This window comes from Rhodococcus sp. KRD197 (assembly GCF_017168235.1).
Classification (GTDB): domain Bacteria; phylum Actinomycetota; class Actinomycetes; order Mycobacteriales; family Mycobacteriaceae; genus Rhodococcoides.
In genome coordinates this window covers 463,645-484,335 of record NZ_JABFAO010000002.1, presented here as the reverse complement: position 1 = coordinate 484,335, position 20,691 = coordinate 463,645, and the positions used below count along the sequence as shown (strand labels likewise).

General features: G+C 64.8%; 12 protein-coding genes. 4 read left to right on the top strand and 8 right to left on the bottom strand.

The window, feature by feature from the left end:
• Positions 1-8: 8 nt before the first annotated feature.
• Genes J1M86_RS04475 through J1M86_RS04465 form a run of 3 tightly spaced genes read right to left on the bottom strand, consistent with a single transcriptional unit; the run spans position 9 to position 12,213 of the window.
• Positions 9-842, bottom strand: a complete 834-nt coding sequence (locus J1M86_RS04475; protein WP_075838918.1) for an ABC transporter permease — start codon at positions 840-842, stop codon at positions 9-11.
• Positions 839-1,915: an ABC transporter ATP-binding protein gene (locus J1M86_RS04470; RefSeq protein ID WP_206508958.1), complete on the bottom strand. Its 1,077-nt coding sequence runs from the start codon at positions 1,913-1,915 to the stop codon at positions 839-841. Before J1M86_RS04470 ends, J1M86_RS04475 begins: the two co-directional genes overlap by 4 nt.
• A complete protein-coding gene (locus tag J1M86_RS04465) occupies positions 1,912-12,213 on the bottom strand; it encodes a non-ribosomal peptide synthetase (protein WP_206508957.1) in 10,302 nt (3,433 codons plus the stop codon). Before J1M86_RS04465 ends, J1M86_RS04470 begins: the two co-directional genes overlap by 4 nt.
• Before the next feature lie 230 nt (positions 12,214-12,443).
• Here J1M86_RS04465 and J1M86_RS04460 point away from each other — a divergent pair, with 230 nt between their 5' ends.
• Positions 12,444-13,874: an amidase gene (locus J1M86_RS04460; RefSeq protein ID WP_206508956.1), complete on the top strand. Its 1,431-nt coding sequence runs from the start codon at positions 12,444-12,446 to the stop codon at positions 13,872-13,874.
• Here J1M86_RS04460 and J1M86_RS04455 read toward each other — a convergent pair.
• Positions 13,871-14,845: an alpha/beta hydrolase gene (locus J1M86_RS04455; RefSeq protein ID WP_206508955.1), complete on the bottom strand. Its 975-nt coding sequence runs from the start codon at positions 14,843-14,845 to the stop codon at positions 13,871-13,873. The genes J1M86_RS04460 and J1M86_RS04455 overlap by 4 nt on opposite strands.
• Positions 14,846-14,894: 49 nt before the next feature.
• On the opposite strand from J1M86_RS04455, the gene J1M86_RS04450 reads away from it, so the two are divergent.
• Positions 14,895-15,440: a TetR/AcrR family transcriptional regulator gene (locus J1M86_RS04450; protein WP_075838911.1), complete on the top strand. Its 546-nt coding sequence runs from the start codon at positions 14,895-14,897 to the stop codon at positions 15,438-15,440.
• On the opposite strand, the gene J1M86_RS04445 is transcribed toward J1M86_RS04450, so the two are convergent.
• The 3 genes from J1M86_RS04445 to J1M86_RS04435 are packed head-to-tail and all read right to left on the bottom strand — an operon-like array spanning position 15,427 to position 18,403.
• On the bottom strand, positions 15,427-16,095 hold the full coding sequence (locus J1M86_RS04445; protein WP_206508954.1) for a TetR/AcrR family transcriptional regulator: 669 nt from the start codon (positions 16,093-16,095) through the stop codon (positions 15,427-15,429). The two genes, J1M86_RS04450 and J1M86_RS04445, sit on opposite strands and share 14 nt — an antisense overlap.
• Positions 16,092-16,937, bottom strand: a complete 846-nt coding sequence (locus J1M86_RS04440) for an SDR family NAD(P)-dependent oxidoreductase (RefSeq protein WP_206508953.1) — start codon at positions 16,935-16,937, stop codon at positions 16,092-16,094. Before J1M86_RS04440 ends, J1M86_RS04445 begins: the two co-directional genes overlap by 4 nt.
• Complete coding sequence (locus J1M86_RS04435; RefSeq protein ID WP_368857261.1) at positions 16,934-18,403, bottom strand: flavin-containing monooxygenase; 1,470 nt, start codon at positions 18,401-18,403, stop codon at positions 16,934-16,936. Before J1M86_RS04435 ends, J1M86_RS04440 begins: the two co-directional genes overlap by 4 nt.
• Positions 18,404-18,631: 228 nt before the next feature.
• On the opposite strand from J1M86_RS04435, the gene J1M86_RS04430 reads away from it, so the two are divergent.
• Both J1M86_RS04430 and J1M86_RS04425 read left to right on the top strand, forming a co-directional pair.
• Positions 18,632-18,910 (top strand): hypothetical protein, encoded by a 279-nt coding sequence (locus J1M86_RS04430; protein WP_075838907.1) that lies wholly within the window; start codon positions 18,632-18,634, stop codon positions 18,908-18,910.
• Positions 18,911-19,048: 138 nt separating this feature from the next.
• Positions 19,049-19,534 (top strand): M15 family metallopeptidase, encoded by a 486-nt coding sequence (locus J1M86_RS04425; protein ID WP_206508952.1) that lies wholly within the window; start codon positions 19,049-19,051, stop codon positions 19,532-19,534.
• A gap of 219 nt (positions 19,535-19,753) precedes the next feature.
• On the opposite strand, the gene J1M86_RS04420 is transcribed toward J1M86_RS04425, so the two are convergent.
• Positions 19,754-20,689: a lysophospholipid acyltransferase family protein gene (locus J1M86_RS04420; protein ID WP_241259542.1), complete on the bottom strand. Its 936-nt coding sequence runs from the start codon at positions 20,687-20,689 to the stop codon at positions 19,754-19,756.
• Positions 20,690-20,691 lie beyond the last annotated feature (2 nt).

The window sequence follows — 20,691 nt, the reverse complement described above, 5'->3', positions numbered from 1 at the left end:
CATGCCCGTCAGGTACGCGCGTCGGAGACCTTCAACGTCAACGGGACGAAGATCGCCAGCAGCACGATCGAGGCGATGACCGAGTAGAGCGCCGGATTGGACGAGGCCCACGTCACGGGCTCACTGATCAACGTCGAGGGAGCCGTCGGGTTTCCGAATGCTTCCCGAGTGGCTCGCGCGACGGACGTCACCGGGTTCCACTGCGCGAAGAACCGAAGCGGTCCCGGCAGGGTGGCGGACGGAATGAAGGCCGAGGAGATGAACGTCAGCGGGAACACGATGATCATCAACACGCTCTGCGCGCTTTCCGCGGTGGCCGAGATCAGCCCGACGACCGCACCCATCCACGACATCGCGAAGCCGAAGAACACCAGCAGTGCGATCGCGCCGAGAGCGTCGCCGGCCGAACCGTTGATGCGCCAGCCGACAAGCAGACCCGCGGCGATCATCACACCGATGCTGACCACCGAGACCAGCGCGTCCGTCACCGTTCTACCCAGCACGATGGCGAGCCGCGACATGGGCAGCGAATGGAACCGTTCGACGATGCCCTCACGACTGTCGGTGGCGAGACCGATCGCAGTGAACCCCGCACTGAAGACCACTGTCTGAGTGAAGATCCCACCCATCAGGAACTGACGGTAGGGGTCGCCGCCGAGTGCTCCACCGAATACATAGGAGAACAGCAACACGAACATCAGCGGCTGAAGCGTCGCACCGACGAGCAACTGTGGCACCCGGACGATGATCAACAGATTGCGCTGCGTCATGGTCGCGCAGTCGACGAGGAAGCTGCCGAATCCTTCGCGGCGGACTGGACGCGTGGGCATCACGGCGGTCATCCGATGCCCCTGTCCGCGTAGCTGCGGGCAGAGCCGTTCACACTGCTGCCGCCGGTGACGTCCTCGGCAATGCCGTCGGCGATGTCGTCGGCAATGTCGTCGGCGATGTCGCTGCCGTTGCGCTGGTCTTTTCCAGTCAAGTCGAAGAACACCTCGTCCAGGTTCGGGGCGCTGACGTGTGCGTCGCGCACGTCGATTCCGGTTCCGTACAGGCGGGAGAGAACGAGCATCAAAGAACGAGTTCCGTACGGCGCATCCGCCGTGAACCAACCCTGATCGGCGGTATCGGGATGTGTTCGAAAGTTCGAGCGAAACAACACCTCTCGCGCAACTCGGAGGTCGCGAGGATCGAGAAGCTGGACGTGTGCGGTGGGCACTCGCAACCGCGCTTTGAGCTCGGTCGGGGTTCCGGTGGCAACCACCCGGCCTTTGTCGAACACGACCACGTCGTCCGCCAACCGCTCGGCCTCGTCGAGATACTGGGTCGTCAGCAGAACGGCGGTGCCGTCTGTCGTCAGCTCCTCCACCACCTCCCACAGTTCGCCACGGCTACGCGGATCCAGACCGGTCGTCGGTTCGTCCAGAATCACCAGGGGTGGGCGCGCGACCAACGCTCCAGCCAGATCGAGGCGCCGACGCATACCACCGGAGTACGTCGACGACGCTCGTCCGGCCGCATCCTCGAGCTGAAACATTCTCAACAGCTCCCTGGCGCGCGCTCGGGCCCCCGCACCCCCGAGGCCGTACAACCGGCCCAGCATGCGCAGATTCTCGTAGCCGGTGAGCCGACCGTCGACAGCTGCGTACTGACCCGAGAGCCCGATGAGCCCACGCACCGCTCGCGGATCCTGGGCGACATCAATGCCGGCCACCTTCACCGACCCGCTGGTGGGTAAGGCGAGGGTGGCAATGATGCGAACTGCGGTGGTCTTTCCGGCACCGTTCGGACCCAGCACTGCGGTGATGGTCCCTGCGGGCACCGTCAGGTCGACGCCGCTGAGCGCACGATGGTTTCCTTTGCGACCGACGTACTCCTTGACGAGATCACGAATCTCGACGACCGGCTCACTCATCTCGTCCGATCCGATACTGCGACGAGTGGGCGTGTGTCGATCTTGCGCGCCACCTGGGCGAGCGCGCGCGGTGTCCCCATTTCGTTGTGCGTGGTCGGCACCGGATGGTCGGAGATACTGCCGCCGACATATTTTCGCCACGCCCAGGGTGATCGAGGCCCGTCCTGGCCGTGCGAGGCGGAGAAGAACGTCAGATCACCGCCGAAGTGCTCGGGCCGATGCTCGTATCCCAATCGAACGAAAAGGCGGTAGCGGTCGTACAGGCGTCGAATCTGATCATCGTCGAGCAGTGTGGCCGGCCCACCGTACCCGCGCACCAACTCGATGGCGTGGTCCACGGTGAGGTCGTCGTCGACTTCGGTGTCGAGTACGAACTCTCGGACCAAGTCCGCCACGGACATCTCCTGCCTCGGGGACGTCTCGTCGCACAGTGGATACGCATCCAGCACGATCAATTCCACGCTTTCGTCGATTCTTTCGAATTCTACGGCCATCGCCTGGGCGATCAGTCCGCCCAAGGACCAACCCATCAACCGGTAGGGGCCGCTCGGGAAATCCGCGCGCACCGCGTTGACGTAGTCCCTCGCGATCTCCTTCACGGACTCCGGTTCAGGTGCCGTCGTTGCGATTCCGCGGGCTTGAATACCGACGACCGGCGTCTTCGGGTCGATGAACGGAAGCAGGGCGGTGTAGCTCCACACCAGACCGATCGCCGGGTGGATACAGATCAGCGGAACACGGTCACCTGAGATGTCGGAGATCGATGACGCATCACCGGACCCGCCACGCAGCGGTACGAGAATGTCGAACGGTGACCGCGGGCGCAGCGACAGCGGTGCGTTCGCTGCTGCGGCCACCCCCGACCGCCCCAGCCCGTCCAGGCGGGCGGCGATCACGGCAGGGGTCGCGACGTCGAAGAACCACGTCACGTCCACCTGTTGACGGACCGGCTCCGGCACCTGCTCGCGCAGCAGGTCCATCACCCGCACCGCAGCGAGCGAGTTGCCGCCGAGTGCGAAGAAGTCGGAGTCCGGGGACACCGTGTCGATTCCGAGATCGAGTACTGCCGCGAATGCGGACCGAACCGCGCCGAGCATCGAATCGCCGACAGGAACGATCGGAGCGACGGTGCTGCTCTGCTGGGCACCGAGCGCCCCACGATCGACTTTGCCGTGGGCGGTGAGCGGGAGTCGGTCGTGCACGATGATCCGTGCGGGCACGAGGTGGCGAGGAAGAACCGCGGAGACGGCCTTGCGGATGTCGTCGGCATCGACGAAGCCGGTTATGCAGACGTGCGCAGACAACGACGCGCCGTCCACCCCGTTCTCGACGATCACCGCGGCGGCCTCGATCGACGGCTGCGCAGTCAACACGGCCTCGACCTCGGCCGGTTCGACTCGTACTCCTCGAATCTTCCTCTGCGAGTCGGACCTTCCGAGAATGTCGAGCTGGCGGCCTTCGGCCGTGTCGACGCTGCGCACCAGATCTCCCGTTCGGTACATCCGCGATCCAGGGCAACCGTTCGGATCGGCGACAAACCGGGACGCGGTCAACGCCGGACGGCCCGGATACCCCCGCCCGAGCGCTTCGCCGGCGAGATACAGCTCCCCGACGTCCCCGGCCGAAACCGGCCGAAGTTCCGCGTCGAGAATTCGCGTCACCGTGCCGGGTAGTGCGGAACCTATGTGTGGTGCCACGCCCGCCCGCTGCAGGCCCATGGTGGCCGCCACGGTCGATTCGCTCGGGCCGTATGCGTTGACGAACCGTCGCCCCGGGGACCACTTGTCCAGCAACGCCGACGAGATCGCCTCGCCACCGGTACCGATCGCGGTGACCGATGCCAGCGGTTCCAGCGACAGCGTGCCCAGTACCGCCGGGGTGAGGAACATCGTGTCGACGCGTTCTCGCTGCACGAGCTCTCCGAGTTGAGCGCCCGCGAACACCGACGACGGCGCGACCACACACGTCGATCCGCGGCCGATGAAGAGCAACATCTCCAGGATCGCGGCGTCGAATCCAGGGGAGGCCACGTGTAGCACGCGAGAGCCGGGGGTGATGTCGAACTGCAGACCGAGCGACACCGCGAACCGCTCGAGGCCACGGTGGGTGACCGCCACCGGTTTCGGACGACCGGTGGTTCCAGACGTGTACACCACGTACGCGACATCATCGAGGTGGGGACGGTGGCGCTCGACAGTCATGTCGATCGGCGAGGCCGATTGGATGTCGCCGATGGTCCACCAGGTCAACGACTTCTGCGGTAGATCCAGACGACTGTCGTCGGTCAGCCCGAACACCGGTGCCGAATCGTCGACGATGTACTCGAGCCGCTCGGTGGGATACCCGGGATCCAGTAGAAGCACCGCCGCTCCCGTTCGTGCGATCGCCCAGAACGCCGTCACCGATGCGAGCGAGCGCTCGGCAGCGAGCGCCACGACGGTTCCCGGCCGCGCACCGGCAGCACGCAACTTGTCGGCCAGAAGTGCTGTCGACTCGTCGAGTTCGCGGTACGTCAACCGGCCGTCCGCTGCGCATACGGCGACTGCGTCCGCGTCCAGCAGGACAGCGCGATCGACAAACTCGCCGAGCAACAGAGAGCCGGTGCGGACGTCGCTCGCATCGACGAGTTCGGCGACGGTCGCAGACGGTTGCGCGCTCGCGCGGTCCAACAGCTCGACCAGGCGTTCGGCGAGCGTCCGTGCAGTGCTGGGCAGGAACAGATCTCGTGAGAACGTGATCCGAAGATCGGCGCCGCCGTCGTGACTCGGCCGCACGGTCACCACCAGATCGAACGCCGACTGGGTGATCGGGGCGTCGATCATCGAGATGGACCGCTCCCCGGTGCTCATCGACAAGGGCGCGGAATCCTGCACGGCCAGCATGATTTGCACGATGGGATGTCGAGCCGCATGGCGCGGTGCCGCTACTGCGGATACCACCGCATCGAACGGAATCATCGCGTGTTCGAAGGCCTCGAGATCGACCTCGCGTGCCTCGGCAATCGTCTCGGCGAAGGTGGCGGAGCGGGAGACGTTCATGCGCAGCGCCAGGGTGTTGACGGCCATACCCACCATGGAATCGACGGCCGTGCCACCGCGGCCGGAGTGAGGAGTGCCGATCACGACGTCTGCCACTCCCCCGATTTCGGCCACGAGGGTCGCCACAGTCGCGTGCAGCACCATGAACTCCGAAGCCCTGTGTGCACGAGCTGTCGCCGCGACACGGGCTCGCAGATCCGCCGAGATCGAGGCGGACACGGTATCGGCTCGGCCCGTCGCTGTGGTCGGCCGAGGCATATCGAGCGGAAGACCGTGCTCGTGTGGTACTGCCTCGAGTACACGGGTCCAGTATTCGAGGCCGGTCGCCCCGATTCCGTCCGCCATCGCAGCGTCGAGCGCCAATCGATACTCGGCATACTGCAGCGGTTCGCTCGGCCACACCGGCCGCTGACCTTGCTCACGAGAGGCGTAGGAGAACAACAGATCCCGCGACAATGCGGGTACCGATTCACCGTCCGCTGCGATGTGGTGCACGACGAGTGCCAGCAGGTGCTCGTCATCCGCAGTGCGCAGAACACGAGCACGCACCGGTAGGTCGGCCGACAGGTCGAACGGTTGCGCCGTCACGGCGTCGAAAAGCTCTGTCGTCGGTACGGGGCCGCAGCCGCGGGCATCGACGATGTCGACGGTGACGCGGCGGTGCGAGGAGATCCGCTGCACCGGGCCCGTCGCTGTGGACGGGTAGGTGGTTCGGAGCGCCTCGTGCCGTTCGACCACGTCCTGGAGGGCATCGCACAGCACCTGCCCGTCGAACACACCGGTGATGCGTAACCCGGCCACGATGTTGTATGCCGTTGCCGTCGAGTCGATTCGGCTGGCGATCCACATGCCCTGCTGTTGCGGGGACAGCGGAACGGGGTCGACGCGGGTGGATCGAACACGCTCGAGTAGTTGTGGAGTGAGCCAATGCGATCCGACCACGGCACTGTGGTTCCGAGCGGACGAGTCTTCGAGATGTACTGCCAGTTCCGTAATCGTGTTGTGGTCGAACACTGCGCGGACCGGGACGTGACGTCCGAGTAGCTCACCGATTCGCGAGGCGTATCTCGTCGCAGACAGCGAGGTGCCGCCGAGGGCGAAGAAGTCGGAGGAGACACCGACCGAATCGACGCCCACGATCTCGGAGAGAATCGAGGCCAACGCATCCTCGAGCGCTGTTCGTGGCCCATCTGTCTCGGCCACCGCGTCGAAGGACGGGGGCGGCAGCGCGGCACGATCGAGCTTGCCGACCGGTGTCAGCGGAATCGAGTCGAGCACGATTATGCGCGTCGGCACCATGTGTCGCGGCAGTCGTTCGGCCGCGATCCGGGTCAGCTCGACGGGATCGAGCACCCCATCTCCGTGAACGTACGACACCAGCACGGTCTCGTTTCTCGGGTTCGGGGCGGTCACGGTCACGGCGAGGTCCACTCCCGGCGCACCCGCCAGTACCGCGTCGATCTCACCGAGTTCGATACGGAGACCTCGGACCTTCACCTGGAAGTCGCTGCGTCCCACAATCTTGACGACCGGCACGGGTGAGTCGGAGGAAAGGTCCACCGACGCCAGATCGCCCGTGCGGTACATCCGAGAACCCGGTGGCCCGAACGGATCTGCCACGAACCGCGAGGCCGTCAACCCGGGTCGCTCGACGTAACCACGCGCGAGTTGACCGCCCGATAGGTGCAGTTCGCCGACGACGCCTGCCGGGGTGGGCAGGAGTCGTGAATCGAGCACCGCGGCGCGGACCCCCGCCACGGGAACGCCGATGCTCACGTCCTCCGCCGGATCCAATACCGGCAGGTGAGTGCTGATGGTCGACTCGGTGGGCCCGTATACGTTCACGATTCGACGACCGGACACTGCGGAGAGCAGCTCCGACCCGAAGTTCTCACCGCCGATTCCGATCGTGGTCATCGTGGCCAGAGCCGGGCTGGACAGATCGAGGGTGGCGAGCACCGAGGGCGTGAGGAAGCAGTGTGAAACCTCGCCGTTCTCGATCACCGTCTGCAGTTCTGCACCGCCGACGACCTCGGCCGGGGCGAGAACGAGTGTGGCACCCGAACGGATGGCGAGCGCGATCTCGAGCATGGACGCGTCGAAACTCGGGGAGGCGAACGCCAGCACACGCGCGTCACCCGTCACGTCGAAAGCGCGCACCAGTTCGACGCCGACATCGGCGAACGACTGCCGTGAGACCTCGACACCCTTCGGTCTACCGGTCGTACCCGAGGTGTAGATGACGTACGCCGAACACGAGGACGGGATCTCGGGGAAATCGACCTCCTCGGTATCGGCGAGGACATCGCCGGTGAGCAGCGATTCGAGCGAGCACCAGAAGCTGTCGGAGGCGTCGACGTGCGTGTGCGTCAGGCCCATCACCGCGCTGCTGTCCCGGACCATGAACTCTCGCCGGTCCGTCGGGTAGGCAGGGTCGACCGGCACATAGACACCGCCCGCGCGGGCCACGGCGAGCACACACAGGAGCGAGTCCGAGGAACGAGGCAGCATGCCGACCACGCGGGTCTCGGGTCCGACTCCGTGCTGTTCGAGGCGCGTGGCCAGGCGGTCGACGAGCCTGTCCAGCTCTCGGTAGGTGATGGATTGTTCACCCTCGACGATGGCGATCGCAGTCGACGGCACCGTGCGAGCGATGTCCGCGAGCGCGCGGTCGATCCCCACCCCACGCGGTTCCGGTAGCCCACTCGTCATGGGAACGAGCACCGAATGCTCCTCCGGCACCAGAACATCGACGAGATCGATGGACAACTCCGGCGCCGCGACCATCTGTTCGAGCACGGAGGTCAGGCGTCGCAGGATCGCCTCGGCGGTGGGCCCGTCATACAGATCCTCCGCGTAGGTCAGCACGATCCGAGTCTCATCGGGCCGCTCGGACGGATGATCGAGGACGAGTTCGAGGTCGTACTTGGCGACGGGCAGATCGATGCCGTACGCACTGACGCTCCCCCCGCCGATCTCCACCGACACATTTGGGGTGACTCGATCGGTCAGCATCACCTGGAACAGCGGGTGCCGCCCCGGTACGCGGACGGGCGCGAGATGCTCGACGAGCGTGTCGAAGGGCATCGTCGCCCGCGACAACGCCTCGATGTCGGCGCTCCGCACGGCGAGCAGATGTTCACGAACCGAGTGGCTCTGTGTGAGACGTGTTCTCAGGACGACCGAGTTGACGAACATTCCGACGACGCGGTCCAGGTCGCGATGCCCGCGCCCGGCCACGGCGGTACCGATCACCACGTCGTCGCCGATGCCCAACCGTCGCAGCACCAGGGCAACCGCGGCGTGCACGACCATGAACTCAGTTGCCCCGGTCCCGGTGGCCAACCTGTCCATTCCCGCTCTCAGCTCGGCATTCACCACGACCGATACCACCCCGCCCCGTCCCGACGGAACGGCCGGCCGATTTCGGGTGGTGCCCGGCGGGCGAGTGTCCGGTAGATCGGCGAGAGCATCCGACCACCACGACGTCAGCGAACTCAGCGCCGAGCCGGGGTCCTCGGCCGCGCCGAGCTCGGCCCGCTGCCACATCACAGCATCGGCGTACTGCACCGGGGGCGCATCCGAGGTCGGCTCGCTGCCACTTCGCCGCACCCGGTACGCATCCACGATGTCCGCTGCCAACACCCCGAGCGACCACCCGTCGACACAGATGTGGTGCAGCACAAGAGCCACGATGTGCTCATCGCGCGCAGGTATCGAGATCACGCGTGCGCGCAAGGGAAGGTCGCGTTCGAGGTCGAACGGCCGCAACGTGATCTCCGCGAGCGCACCGCGAACCGCGGTATCGGTGTCGGTGTCGGTGTCGGTGATCTGCACGGTATCGAACGGCAATGGCTGCTCGGGGGTCGGTGCGTCGAGAACCACTTGCAGCGGGGAACCGTCGACCGAATCAGTGGAGAAGACAGTTCGCAGACTCTCGTGGCGTCGCACGACATCTTCGAGCGCGGCATGTGCTGCTGCAGTAGCGAATTCACCGTGCACACGCAGGGCGAGCGGGATGTGATAGGCCGCAGATGGCTGATAGCGCTCGATCCACCACATGCTTCGCTGGGACGGTGACGTGGGCAACGGTTCGGTGCGTGAGACTCGCACCGGCCCGTTCGGCTCGGCAGACCCATCACGCAGAACCGCGGCGAGACGCTCGACGGTCGAATGCAGCAGGACCTCGCGCACACCGACTTGGTAGTTCCCGTCCGAAGCCAATCGAGCTGCGACGACGGTGGCGAGCAACGAGTTTCCGCCCAGGGAGAAGAAGTCGTCGGTGGCTCCAACCGACGGAACGTCGAGCACGTCGGCGAAAATTCGAGCAACGGCATTCTCTTGCGGAGTCCGTGGCTCTCGTCCGCTACCGAGGCTGCGTTCCCCGGGATCGGGCAGCTGCTTGCGATCGACCTTCCCGTTGGCATTGAGCACGAATGCCTCCAGCACCACCAGACGATGCGGAACCATGTACGCGGGGAGGGTTCCGACCAGTGATGTGGTCACCTCGTCCGGATCCAGGGCGAGATCACCGTCGGCCACGACGTAGCCGACGAGCGTGCGTGCCAGGCCGTCACCGTGCACGACGACGACGGCGTCCGACACCTGCGGATGCGCGCGAAGCGCTTCTTCGATTTCACCGAGCTCGATGCGGAACCCCCGCACCTTCACCTGATGATCGCGCCGCCCGATATAGGAGAGATCGCCGGCCGCAGTCCATTTCACGAGATCGCCGGTGCGGTACAGCCGTCCGCCACCGAACGGATCTGCCACGAAGCGAGTTGCCGTCAGTCCGCGTCGTTCGTGGTATCCGCGCGCCACACCTGTTCCACCGATGTAGAGCTCGCCCACACAGCCGGGCGGGGTCAGAGCCATTGCACTGTCGAGGACGTAGGCACGGATCCCGTCGATGGGACTACCGAGGACAACTTTCCGGCCCGCTCGCAACGGGCCGAGGGTTACCGCAACCGTGGTCTCGGTGGGTCCGTAGACATCGATCATCCGACGTCCGGGAGCCCAATCGTCCACGAGCGCTGCGGGGACGGCATCGCCCCCGACGCCGATCGAGACGAGAGTCGTGCCCGCACCAGGTGATACGGTCGCCAATGCCGAGGGTGTGATGAATCCGGCGTCGATGCAGTGTTCGGTCAGCAGGGCGCCCAACTCGTCGCCGCCGTAGACACCGGTGGGCAACACCACGAGGGTTCCGCCCGCACCGAAGGCCAGAAGCATCTCCAGTATGGAGGCATCGAAACCCATTGACACGAAATGCATGACGCGCGTGCCCACGGTAATTCCGTGTGCAGCGATGGCAGCGTGGGCGATAGGTCCGATACCTCGGTGGGTGACCGCCACTCCTTTGGGAACTCCGGTACTTCCGGAGGTGTAGATCAGGTATGCGAGGTTGTCCAGCGACAGAGGCTGGAGCCGGTCGGCGTCGGTGATCGGGTCGGTGGAGTGTTCTCGCGCTGGGTCCTCGCCGATGACGATCCAGTCGATCTCGCTGGGGAGCGAGTCCAGACGATCATGCGTCGTCACGCCGACTCGCGCCCCGCAGTCCTCCAGCGTGCGCGCGATGCGCTCGATTGGGTGCGCCGGGTCGATCGGAACGTACACCCCACCGGCCTTGGTGATCGCCCAGACGACGGTGACGGACGCGTGCGATCTGGGAACTACTACAGCCACAGGGACATCGGGTCCGACGCCCATGCCGATCAGAAGCCGGCCCATGGCGTTGGACTGCCGATCGAGTTCGCGGTAGTCGACCACTGTCTCACCGTCTACGATCGCGGGACGATCCGGAGCCCGGAGGACGCCCCTCCCGAAGATCTCGGGCAAGGTCGCCAGCACGGTTGCCGCCCCGCCGTTCCACTCGCCGAGAAGCAGACGTCGATCCCATTCGGTCAGTACTTCGACCGCGCCGACGACGCTGTCCGCATGTCGAGTCGCGAAGTGGTGCAGGAACTGTGTGAACCGCTCGCTGTGCATCTCCACGTCGGCGCGCTCGTAGGTGGCGGGGTTGCCTTCGAAATCGACACGCATGTGCCCGGTCGCGGAATTCGTGTGCACGGTGACGGCCATGTCTGCGGTCGGCCCCGAGGTCAGCAGGTCCAATCGTGCGTCGAGTTCACCCAGTCGAATCTCGTCGCCGAACAGCATCAGGTTGATCGTCGGCCCAAGCGTCGCGCCCGACGCGCGCAGATCCCCGGCAATCTCCGATGCCGGAAGTAGCTGGTGCCGCAGGGCGTTGCCGATTCTGGAGCCTACTTCGGCAACGAGTTCACCGACGGTCGTAGATGGCCCGACGTGCACCCCGATGGGAACGGCATTGGCAGTCATGGTCGCGGACGAGCGAGCCCACGCGGTCACCCGAGCCGCCATCGGCAACGTGAGTACGACGTCCTCGCTGTCGGTTGCTCGGGCCAGGTAAGCCGAGAATGCCGCGACGACCAGCGCGGCGACGGTGGTTCCATGCGTATCCGCAGCAAGGGCGAGTGCCTTGTCTGTCTGCTGTTCCAGCGTTCTGTCGCACCGATGATTGAATGCCGACGGTTCCGCGGATCGCCCGGAAAGCAGCACCGGCTCGGCAAGTTCGGACGCCACACCGGCCCAGTACTCGCGGTCCTTGGCAATTCGATGCGATGACCGGTACTTGGCCTCGGCTTCGAGGAAAGCCCGCGGATGCCGCGATTTCGCAGGTGGGGCGGTCTCGCCTCGCTGCAGGGAGGTGTACACCTCGGCCGTTCGAACAGCGATCACCGCGGAGCCGTAGCCGTCGATCACTACGTGGTGCGCGCGTGCGTACCAGAAGTGATGCTGGGGTCCGACCGTCAGAACAGCTGTTCTGCACAGCGGGCCTCGATACATGTCGATCTCGGCGGTGAACTCCGCGTTCATCCACGCGTGTGCGCGGGCGATCGGATCCGGATCATCGGTCAGATCGATGTGCTCCAGCTCGTCGGGCATGGTCGAGAGGTCGAGCACCTGGCGAACGGTCTGCGCACCCGCATCCGTGCAACCGGGGGCGATCAGCCGAGTGAGGAGCGAGCCTGTCTCCACGGCAGCAATGCGCATCGACTCCGTAAGGAGCTCCAGGTCCAGGTCACCACGGACCTCCATGTAGTGCGCCACGCTGTGCGTCGAATGGGGATGCAGCTGCTGCGACAACCACATCCCGTACTGCGCGGCCGTGAGATCGAAAGGTTGCTCGTAGTCCTCGTCCGTCGGCAGTACGCCAGGGACCTGTATCGAGTCCGTCACTGTTCCCCCTGGGCGAGTCATCCACCCGCTGTAAACGCCGATCCCACCCCGTGTGTCCGCGACCAAGCTAACAAACTTCTCCCCTTTTGTACGGGGTTTAACAAACTTTAAGTTTCAAATAGCTTGTTTCATTTGACGAACGACCGGTTTTCTTAGCATGCCTACGGTTACGCCTCGCACTCCCACAACGCATCGCTATAGTCGAGCGACGTCCACAATGGGGAGTTCGATTGACAATTTCAAAGCGGGTCCACGCGTTCGGCGACGATGCCCTGGGCGACCTCGACGCAACAGGCGTCGCATCCGCGATCGAATCCGGCGACATCAGTGCGGTCGAGGCCGTCGATGCCGCCATCGCACGTGCCGATGCGGTCAATGCTCGCCTCAATGCCATCGAAACACCCGATTTCGACCGTGCACGCCTTCGCGCCCACAGTCCGGGCGTTGGCGTCTTCGCCGGGGTCCCGACCTTCGTCAAGGACAACACCGACGTCGCGGGATTGCCGACCGATCACGGTTCGCTTGCAATCAATTCCACTCCCGCACACAGCAATGCCGACTTCACCGATCAGCTGCTCTCGACAGGGCTGATCAGCCTCGGCAAGTCGATGATGCCCGAGTTCGGGTTCAACGCCAGCACCGAGTTCGAGACGCTCCCGCCTACCTGCAATCCCTGGAACACCGAATTCTCCTCCGGCGCCTCGTCCGGCGGATCCGCGGCACTCGTCGCCGCGGGCGTGGTACCCATCGCGCACGCGAATGACGGAGGCGGCTCGATACGCATCCCCGCGGCCGCGTGCGGACTCGTCGGACTCAAGCCCACACGTGGCCGTGAGATATTCGACGCCCACGCCTCGAGTATGCCGGTGAACATCGTGTCCAACGGGGTGCTCACCCGAACTGTGCGCGATACAGCTGCGTTCCTCGCGCAGGTCGAGCGGTACCGCCCAGCGCCGCAGCTTCGGCCGGTCGGACTCGTCGAGGGCCCCGCGAAGCGACGGTTGCGCATCGGCCTCGTGATGCGGTCACTACCGGGCATACCCGTCGACGAGGACACCCGGAAGGCAGTCGAGAACACCGCACGCGTCCTTGCCGACCTCGGACACAGTGTTCGGGAGATCGGACTGCCGTTGCCCGAGAAGGAACTGTTGGCGTTTCAGGACGACTTTCAGCACTACTGGGGTCTGCTGGGCTTCGCGGTCCAGAACTTCGGGAAGTGGACGTTGGACCCGAGCTTCGACCGATCCCAGACCGACGCATTGACTCGTGGTCTGTCGAAGAGGTTCATCCGGAACTTCTGGAAAACGCCGCAGACGATCCGACGGTTGCGCCGATCGGAAGCCAACTACCACCGCGCGTTCGCCGACCTGGACATCATGGTGTCGCCGGTTCTCGCGCACACGACACCGAGGCTCGGACACCTCTCCCCCGCGAACGGGTTCGACGTGCTCTTTCCCCGGTTGCTCGCCTATGTCGCTTTCACGCCGCTGAACAATGCGTCGGGTGGCCCCGCGATCTCGATGCCGCTGGGCTGCACCGCGGACGGGTTACCGATCGGCATCCAGTTGTCCGCCGATCATGGCAACGAAACGGCGCTGCTGGAAGTGGCGTTCGAACTCGAAGCGGCACAGCCATTTCGGCGGATCACCGACGTCGACTAGCGTTGCACCGGGGCGTTCGAAGCCAGAAACTCCAGCTGGTCGGCCACGACCTGCTCGAAAAGTGGTTCGATGTACAAATCGAAATGGCCTGCGTCGTACTCGATAATGGTCCCTCGCGGAATTCGGTCCGCCGCCGTACGAGCAGGCCCGGCCGGCGCTATCTCGTCCTCGGTAGCTACTTGAATCAATGCTGGACACTGAGTGTTTCGCGCGTACCGGAGCGGCGAGTACATGGTGACCGACAGCAGCACCCGCGCCGCCACCCGTTCGGGAAAATCGTCTCGCGACATACCCGAAGCCGCCACCATCCGGTCCACGGCCGGATCGGCATCGGCGGTCGCCATCACCGCAGCACTGCCCGCCGGACCGATCGATGCGACATACCGGGGCTCTCGGCCACGGATTGACCTCCACAGGTCTTCGATCGCAGCTGGAGCCAGGCGCAGCGATTGCCGGAGGCCCGTTGCGCGCGCTGCAGCGAAACCGCTTACATGCGGCACCTGCGCGATGACGGCAGTGAAATCGGTTCCGGTGCCGGCCAGGGTCAGAACATGCCCCCCGGCAAACGAAGTGCCCCATCCCACCACTCGTTCTGGATCGACCCCGTCGAGGGTGCGCGCCCACGACACAGCTGCCCGCCAATCCTCCAGCTGCGCTGCGATGTCCAACAACTCACGCGGTGAGCCCTCGCTGTCGCCGAAGAACCTGTAGTCGAACAACGCGACGACATAGCCCGCCGCTGCGAATCGCTCTGCGTAGGAAGGCAAACACAGCCTTCGCACTCCACCGAAACCCTGTGCCATGACGATGACGGGGACGTGTTGCGCTCGCGCCTCACGTGGGCGGTAGACATCCGCAACGCAACTCACTCCTGCGGAGTCGAACCTCTCGACGGAACGTGTGAATGCGTGATCGGTATCCCGCACGGGACTCCCCTCATCGAAGCAACCGCCATTGCTCTTGAATGGCATACAAGAACCATAGACCCGTCTTGATCGGTGATCAAGATAAGCTTCGACAATGCCTCGGAATCGACGACCCCGTCAACGGGAAGAGAAGCGCGAGGAGATCGTCTCGGCTGCTCGCATCCTGTTCCTCGAACGTGGATACGAGGAAGTCTCGCTCGCACGCATCGCCAGCGCAGCCGGAGTGACATCGACGACGATCTACTGGTACTTCACCGACAAGGACGAGCTACTCGTCGCCGTGTTGGACGTCGTCCTCGCCGAATCGCTCCAACGTTGGACCGACCTCGCAGAACTCGATCTGGCCGACAAACTCATGTGGGTTACTGCGGAGCTGAAGGGGATGGGTCGGCTGGTGGACACAGTGCACAACCGTCGCCTGTCATCTCGAGCAGTCGACACCTGGCACGAGAATTTCCATTCCATGGCCGATGCACTCACCCGTGCCGAGCTGCCAGCCGATATGCCCACTGCCGATGCCGAAGCACACTGTCAGATCATCACCTTCGTCGTCGAAGGTCTGCTGACCCACGATCACGACCCGGCTACAGCTCGATCCATCATCGACACGCTCGTTCAGGGCATCGTCAGGGGCCAGTGATCGATACCGATGCCAAGGATCCACCGATGTTCGCGAGGTAGCGTGCTGTGGTTGCAACCACTACCTTGCGGTCGGCAGCGTAACCGCTCAGAAACCACGTCATCGCCGTGTGACTGATCCCGCCGACGGCAGCAGTCGCGAGGATTTCGGGATCCACATCGTTTTCCGCCTCGACCGCGACGCCCATTCCTCGAAGGTGCGCGAGCATCAGATCGGCGAAGCCGGTCATAGCCGCGAGATACTCTCGCTCGACCCGAGGGCTCACCCCGAGCACCTCCATCCACACCACTCTCGCAAGCTGCGGATCTTCCATGACGCGAAAGAAGGCGTCGAGACCCCGAGCAGCCACGCTCTCCACGTCGTTTTCGCTTTCCACCCTCGCCATGGCCGCGACGGTTTCGGTCGTGAGGCGTGTCATACATTCGCCATAGACCGCGAGCAGAAGGTCCTCTGTCCCAGCGAAGTACTGGTAGAAATGACGATCCGCGATCTTGGCCTCCCGACAGAGCCCGCGGACTGTGGCGCTTCGATACCCGGTATTGCCGAAGAGAAGTAGCCCCGCATCCAGTAGCTGGCGGCGGCGTCGGCCGTCCCGTTCGACGGCGCTCACGCCCCCGTACGCGCGTCCAGCAGAGTTCGCGGAGCCCTCGCTCACGTCCGGCGTCCGTCGAGTTCGGCCGTCAGCCGGGCGATCTCGGCATCGCGTTCGAGAATGATGTCGGACAGGGGATTGATGATGCCGCGCAGTAGGGAGTAAGGAATCCACCGTCCTGGAACTTGAATACGGGCAGCGCGACGCTCGATCCCACGCACGGTGGCACGTGCGAGCTTTTCCGTCGAGATCGGGCGCCGAATCGGCGCCGGGAATGCGCGTGCGACGAGAGCCGTCGCGATCTCGTCGCCACCGAAGGCGACGTCGGCGATCGGAGTCGACACCCATCCAGGGTAGAGAACACCCGCGGTTGCGTCGGTGCCCGCCAACTCCGCCCGCAGCGCTCGACCCAGTTGCTCGACTGCGGCCTTGGACGCCGCGTACGGGGCGTTGGCCATTCCGTTGACGTACGCGTAGGTCGATGCGGTCAGCAGGATGTAGCCGCCGGAGTCGACGATGTGCGGCAACGACGCGCGCACTGTATTCCAGACACCGGTGAGATTGACTCCGATGACACGTTCGAACACCCCGTCGTCGACCGATCTAATAGTGGAAGCCCTGGCGCCGCTCGATATACCTGCATTGGCGATGACGATGTCGAGCCGTCCGAACTGTTCTATTGCGGTGGCGACCGCATTGTCGAGTTGCTCTCTACTCGTCACGTCGGCGCGAACGATGGCAACTCTGCTGTGACCCAATTGCGCCGACACACGTTCAAGGTCTGCGGCGGGCACGTCCACCAGCACAATGGAAGCGCCGCGCCGATGTAGTGCCTCAGCGACAGCCGCACCGATACCGCCGCCCGCTCCCGTGATCAGAACGACCTTGTCCAAACGATCCTTCATACCGGCATCACGTCCTTGTCGGTTGCGTCGGTCGCTGTCATATGGATGTCGTGCTCCTCGGCGCGAAAGCGTTTGGCCCAGCGACGAAACGTGAAACTGAACCCGGGGAACATGGCTACGACGTGGCCGGAGCGGGACTGGTACCAGCTGTGGCAACCACCGTCCTTCCACACCGTGCCTTCCATCTCACGATGGATCTTGTCGGTGTATGCCTGTTCCGCAGCCGAAGTGACCTCCACCGCGACGGCGCCTGCATCACGCACGGCGTCGAGTGCCCGGACGATGTACTCCATCTGCGCCTCGATCAAGAAGATCGCCGAGGTGTGTCCGATGCCCGTGTTGGGACCGGTGACAACGAAGAGGTTGGGGAAGCCCGGCACGGTTGTTCCGAGATAGGCCCGCGGGTACGGGTCCCACACATCCGACAGCGCGCGTCCGTCACGCCCGATGACCGGATACGAGATCACCCCGTCGGTGGCGTCGTACCCGGTGGACCACACCAGCAGATCGACCTCGACGTGCTCGCCGGTGGCGGTCACGATGCCGGTTTCGGTGATCTCGGATATGCCGTCGTTCTTGTCGTGCAAGGTCACGTTGGACGCACCGAGGGCCGGAAAGAGTGTGTTGGACAGAATTACTCGCTTGCAACCGAGTGCATAGTCCGGGGTGAGTTTGGTGCGTAGATCCGGGTCGGGAACCTGCCGGCGCAGGTGTTTCACGGCCTCGTTCTCGGCGACGAGTTTCAGTGCACGACGCGAGTACTTGAACCCGATGATGCGGGTCTCGTGGCTCCAGTAGATCGCAGCGCGGACCAGCCTTCGGATCGGTTCGAAACGCAGCAACTTGCGCTGGAGAGCGGTGAACTCGCGATCGTGCCTCGGAATCACCCAGTGCGGGGTGCGTTGGAAGACATGCAGTTCCGACACGTCGGGCTGAATTGCCGGGATTACCTGAGCGGCGCTGGCCCCGCTACCGACGATGGCCACACGCTTACCTGTGTGGTCGAAATCCACGTCCCAGTCGTTCGTGTGAAACGTCTTCCCCGCGAACCTGTCCCGGCCGGGGAACGGCGGAATCACCGGCGTGCTCAAGGGCCCTGAGGCATTGACGACGAACCGTCCATGCAGCACGCCCTGAGATGTGCTGATCTCCCAGTGGTCGCCCCGCCACTCGATCCTCTCGACCTCGGTGTTCGGACGAGCGCGGCCGGGGAGTTCGTTGGACCGAAGCACATGCTCGGTGTACCGCTCCAACTCTTCTTGCTCGGCGAACATCCTGGTCCACTCGAACGGCTCGGAGGCAATCGAGTACAGCGGGCTCTGCACGTCGACGGCAGCGCCGGGATATCGATTCTGCTTCCACGTTCCGCCGAGGAACGGCCTCCGCTCGAGCATGACGAAATCGTCGATACCGCGTGCAAGCAGCGCTTTCGCAGCGCACTGACCGCCGAACCCGCTTCCGATGATGACAACGGTGTAGATGCCGCACCCCCCATGAACAAGCCACGTCGGTCGGTGACGGGCGTCACCACCCTAAAGTGATGACGCCTGATTCCGCAATAGGAGCCATCGCCGCCCAGCCGACCGACGCGATCTGCGAAGCCGGGGTATCTTTCGAAGGTCGGCACTGACGTACGCCCGAGATCGGCGACTCTGCCGCGCACGGGCTGTGCATCAGCTGCTAGTGGAGGCGGTATGGCAAAGAAACCTTCTACTCGATCGATGTATCGAGACGGCGTCGGAAGCCTTGCGTTGATTGCGGGCATCGTTGCCGTCGTGTGCGCGTTCGTCCCCTTCATAGGGGACTTCATTGCGATTCCAGCCGGTGTGGTCGCTGTGGCGTGTGGGTGGGTCGGCCTGAACCGGGCGGTCGACGGCACGGCGACCAACGGCCGTGAGGCCATGCTCGGCGCAGCCCTGGGTGGTGTGGCTTTGTTCGTCGTTTTCCTGGTCTTCGCTGCCTCGTACAGTTGAGACAACCAGGTTCGAACCCTTGACCTGGGTCGTTGGCAGCGATGCCGGCGAGCGACTGGTCCGCGGCCCGGCGCAGGAAGTCGTTGCCTTTGATACGAGTCGACGGTTCACTCGTGGCCGTACCGATACGATCACCGCATGCGACGTATCGCGGGATCGGTCCTTGCCCTGGGCATCGGGTTGTCCGGATGGTCAGTGCCATTGACCGGATGGTCCGTGCCGGCCGCGCACGCGGACGTTGCGGTCGGTACGCCCGGGCTGGACCCTGTGCTGGCCGCCGCCTACATCTTGGCCGAACAGCAGGCCCACGCGGAAGGGGTTCCGCTGTCGATCACTTCGGGCTACCGCACGCCAGCGGAGCAGCAGGAGCTGTGGGAGGACGGCATCCGGACCTACGGCAGCCCCGATGCGGCGCGCCACTGGGTGCTACCGCCGGAGGCATCCAGCCACGTCCATGGCCGGGCCCTCGATGTCGGTCCGCAGCAGGGCGCCCAGTGGCTGGAGGCACGCGGTAACCAGTGGGGGCTGTGCCGGACGTACGACAACGAATGGTGGCATTTCGAATTGGCCACCATACCCGGCGGCACCTGCCCGCCCCGGTTGCCGGACGCCAGTCAGCGATAGCCCTGGGCGGCGCGAGCCGGCCGCTTTCGCAATCGCCCCGAAATCGTGGCGCGCCGCGATGGGCGCCAATGCGTAGTCGTTGCCCCCCGTCGCACGACCGGGTCCTCCAGCGTCGTTCGGACGTCGCGAAGATCAACCTCGGCGACGCCACAATTGACTCTTCATCGCCGGGGCCGGGGTCAGCCGGTGTTGGCAACGTTCTTATGGTCGGGCCCTACCTCAGCCGATCAACGGGAACCTGCGGGCGTGGGCGAGCTCGTTCAGGGCTTGCTGCATTCGCTCGGTGACGAGTTCATACCCAGCCTCGGGGTCGAGATCGGCTCCGATCTCCGCGCGGAGATCGATCGGCGACAGGACCTCGACGGTAATCTTCGCCGGCAGCGGTACCCGGCCCGGAACGTCGAGCACGGTCACGCCCCATGGTGGCGCGATCTGCACCGGGACGACGTCGAGCCGCAGCAGCCGGTGCAGGTGCAGCAGCCGCGCGACGCGTTCGCCCTGCCCAAGGAACAGCGCTGTCTCCTGGCCACCGATCGCCACGACCGGGACGATCGGGATGTCCAGTTGCAGCGCGAGCCGCACGAACCCGGTCCGGTGGGCGAAATCTATGTCCGCGGAATGCCATGTCGCTCGGTAGGTCTCATGATCGCCACCCGGATACACAAGCAGCGCCGCGTCCCGCGCGAGCGCCCGCCGCATGTTCTCCGGCGAGGCCGGCACCGTCCCATACGGGACAACTAGGGCACGCACACCAGGGACCTTGAAGACGAGATCATGGGCAAGTTGGTAGAAGATCCGTTCGGCGCCGAAGTGGTCACAGAACGCTTGCGTGAATACGAATGTGTCGGCGATGAGCGTCCCGCCGGAGTGGTTACCGACGAGCAGCACCGGACCTCGCGCCGGCACGTTGTCCATCCCCCGCACCTCCCCTCGGAAGTAGATGTCGGACAACGCACGAAGCGCCGGCAGCGTCCGCCGGATGTACTCGGGGTCGCGAAGGTCGAAGGGGTCCTCGGCCGACCGCCGGCTGATCACGCGACGTGGATCCACGACGGCTGCGAGATCCGCAGACGCGGCACCGAGCATCCGAGCGGCCCCTACCGCCGGACCCGGTACACCGCCGACGAAGCGTGCGATAGACCCGCGAAGACTCATCT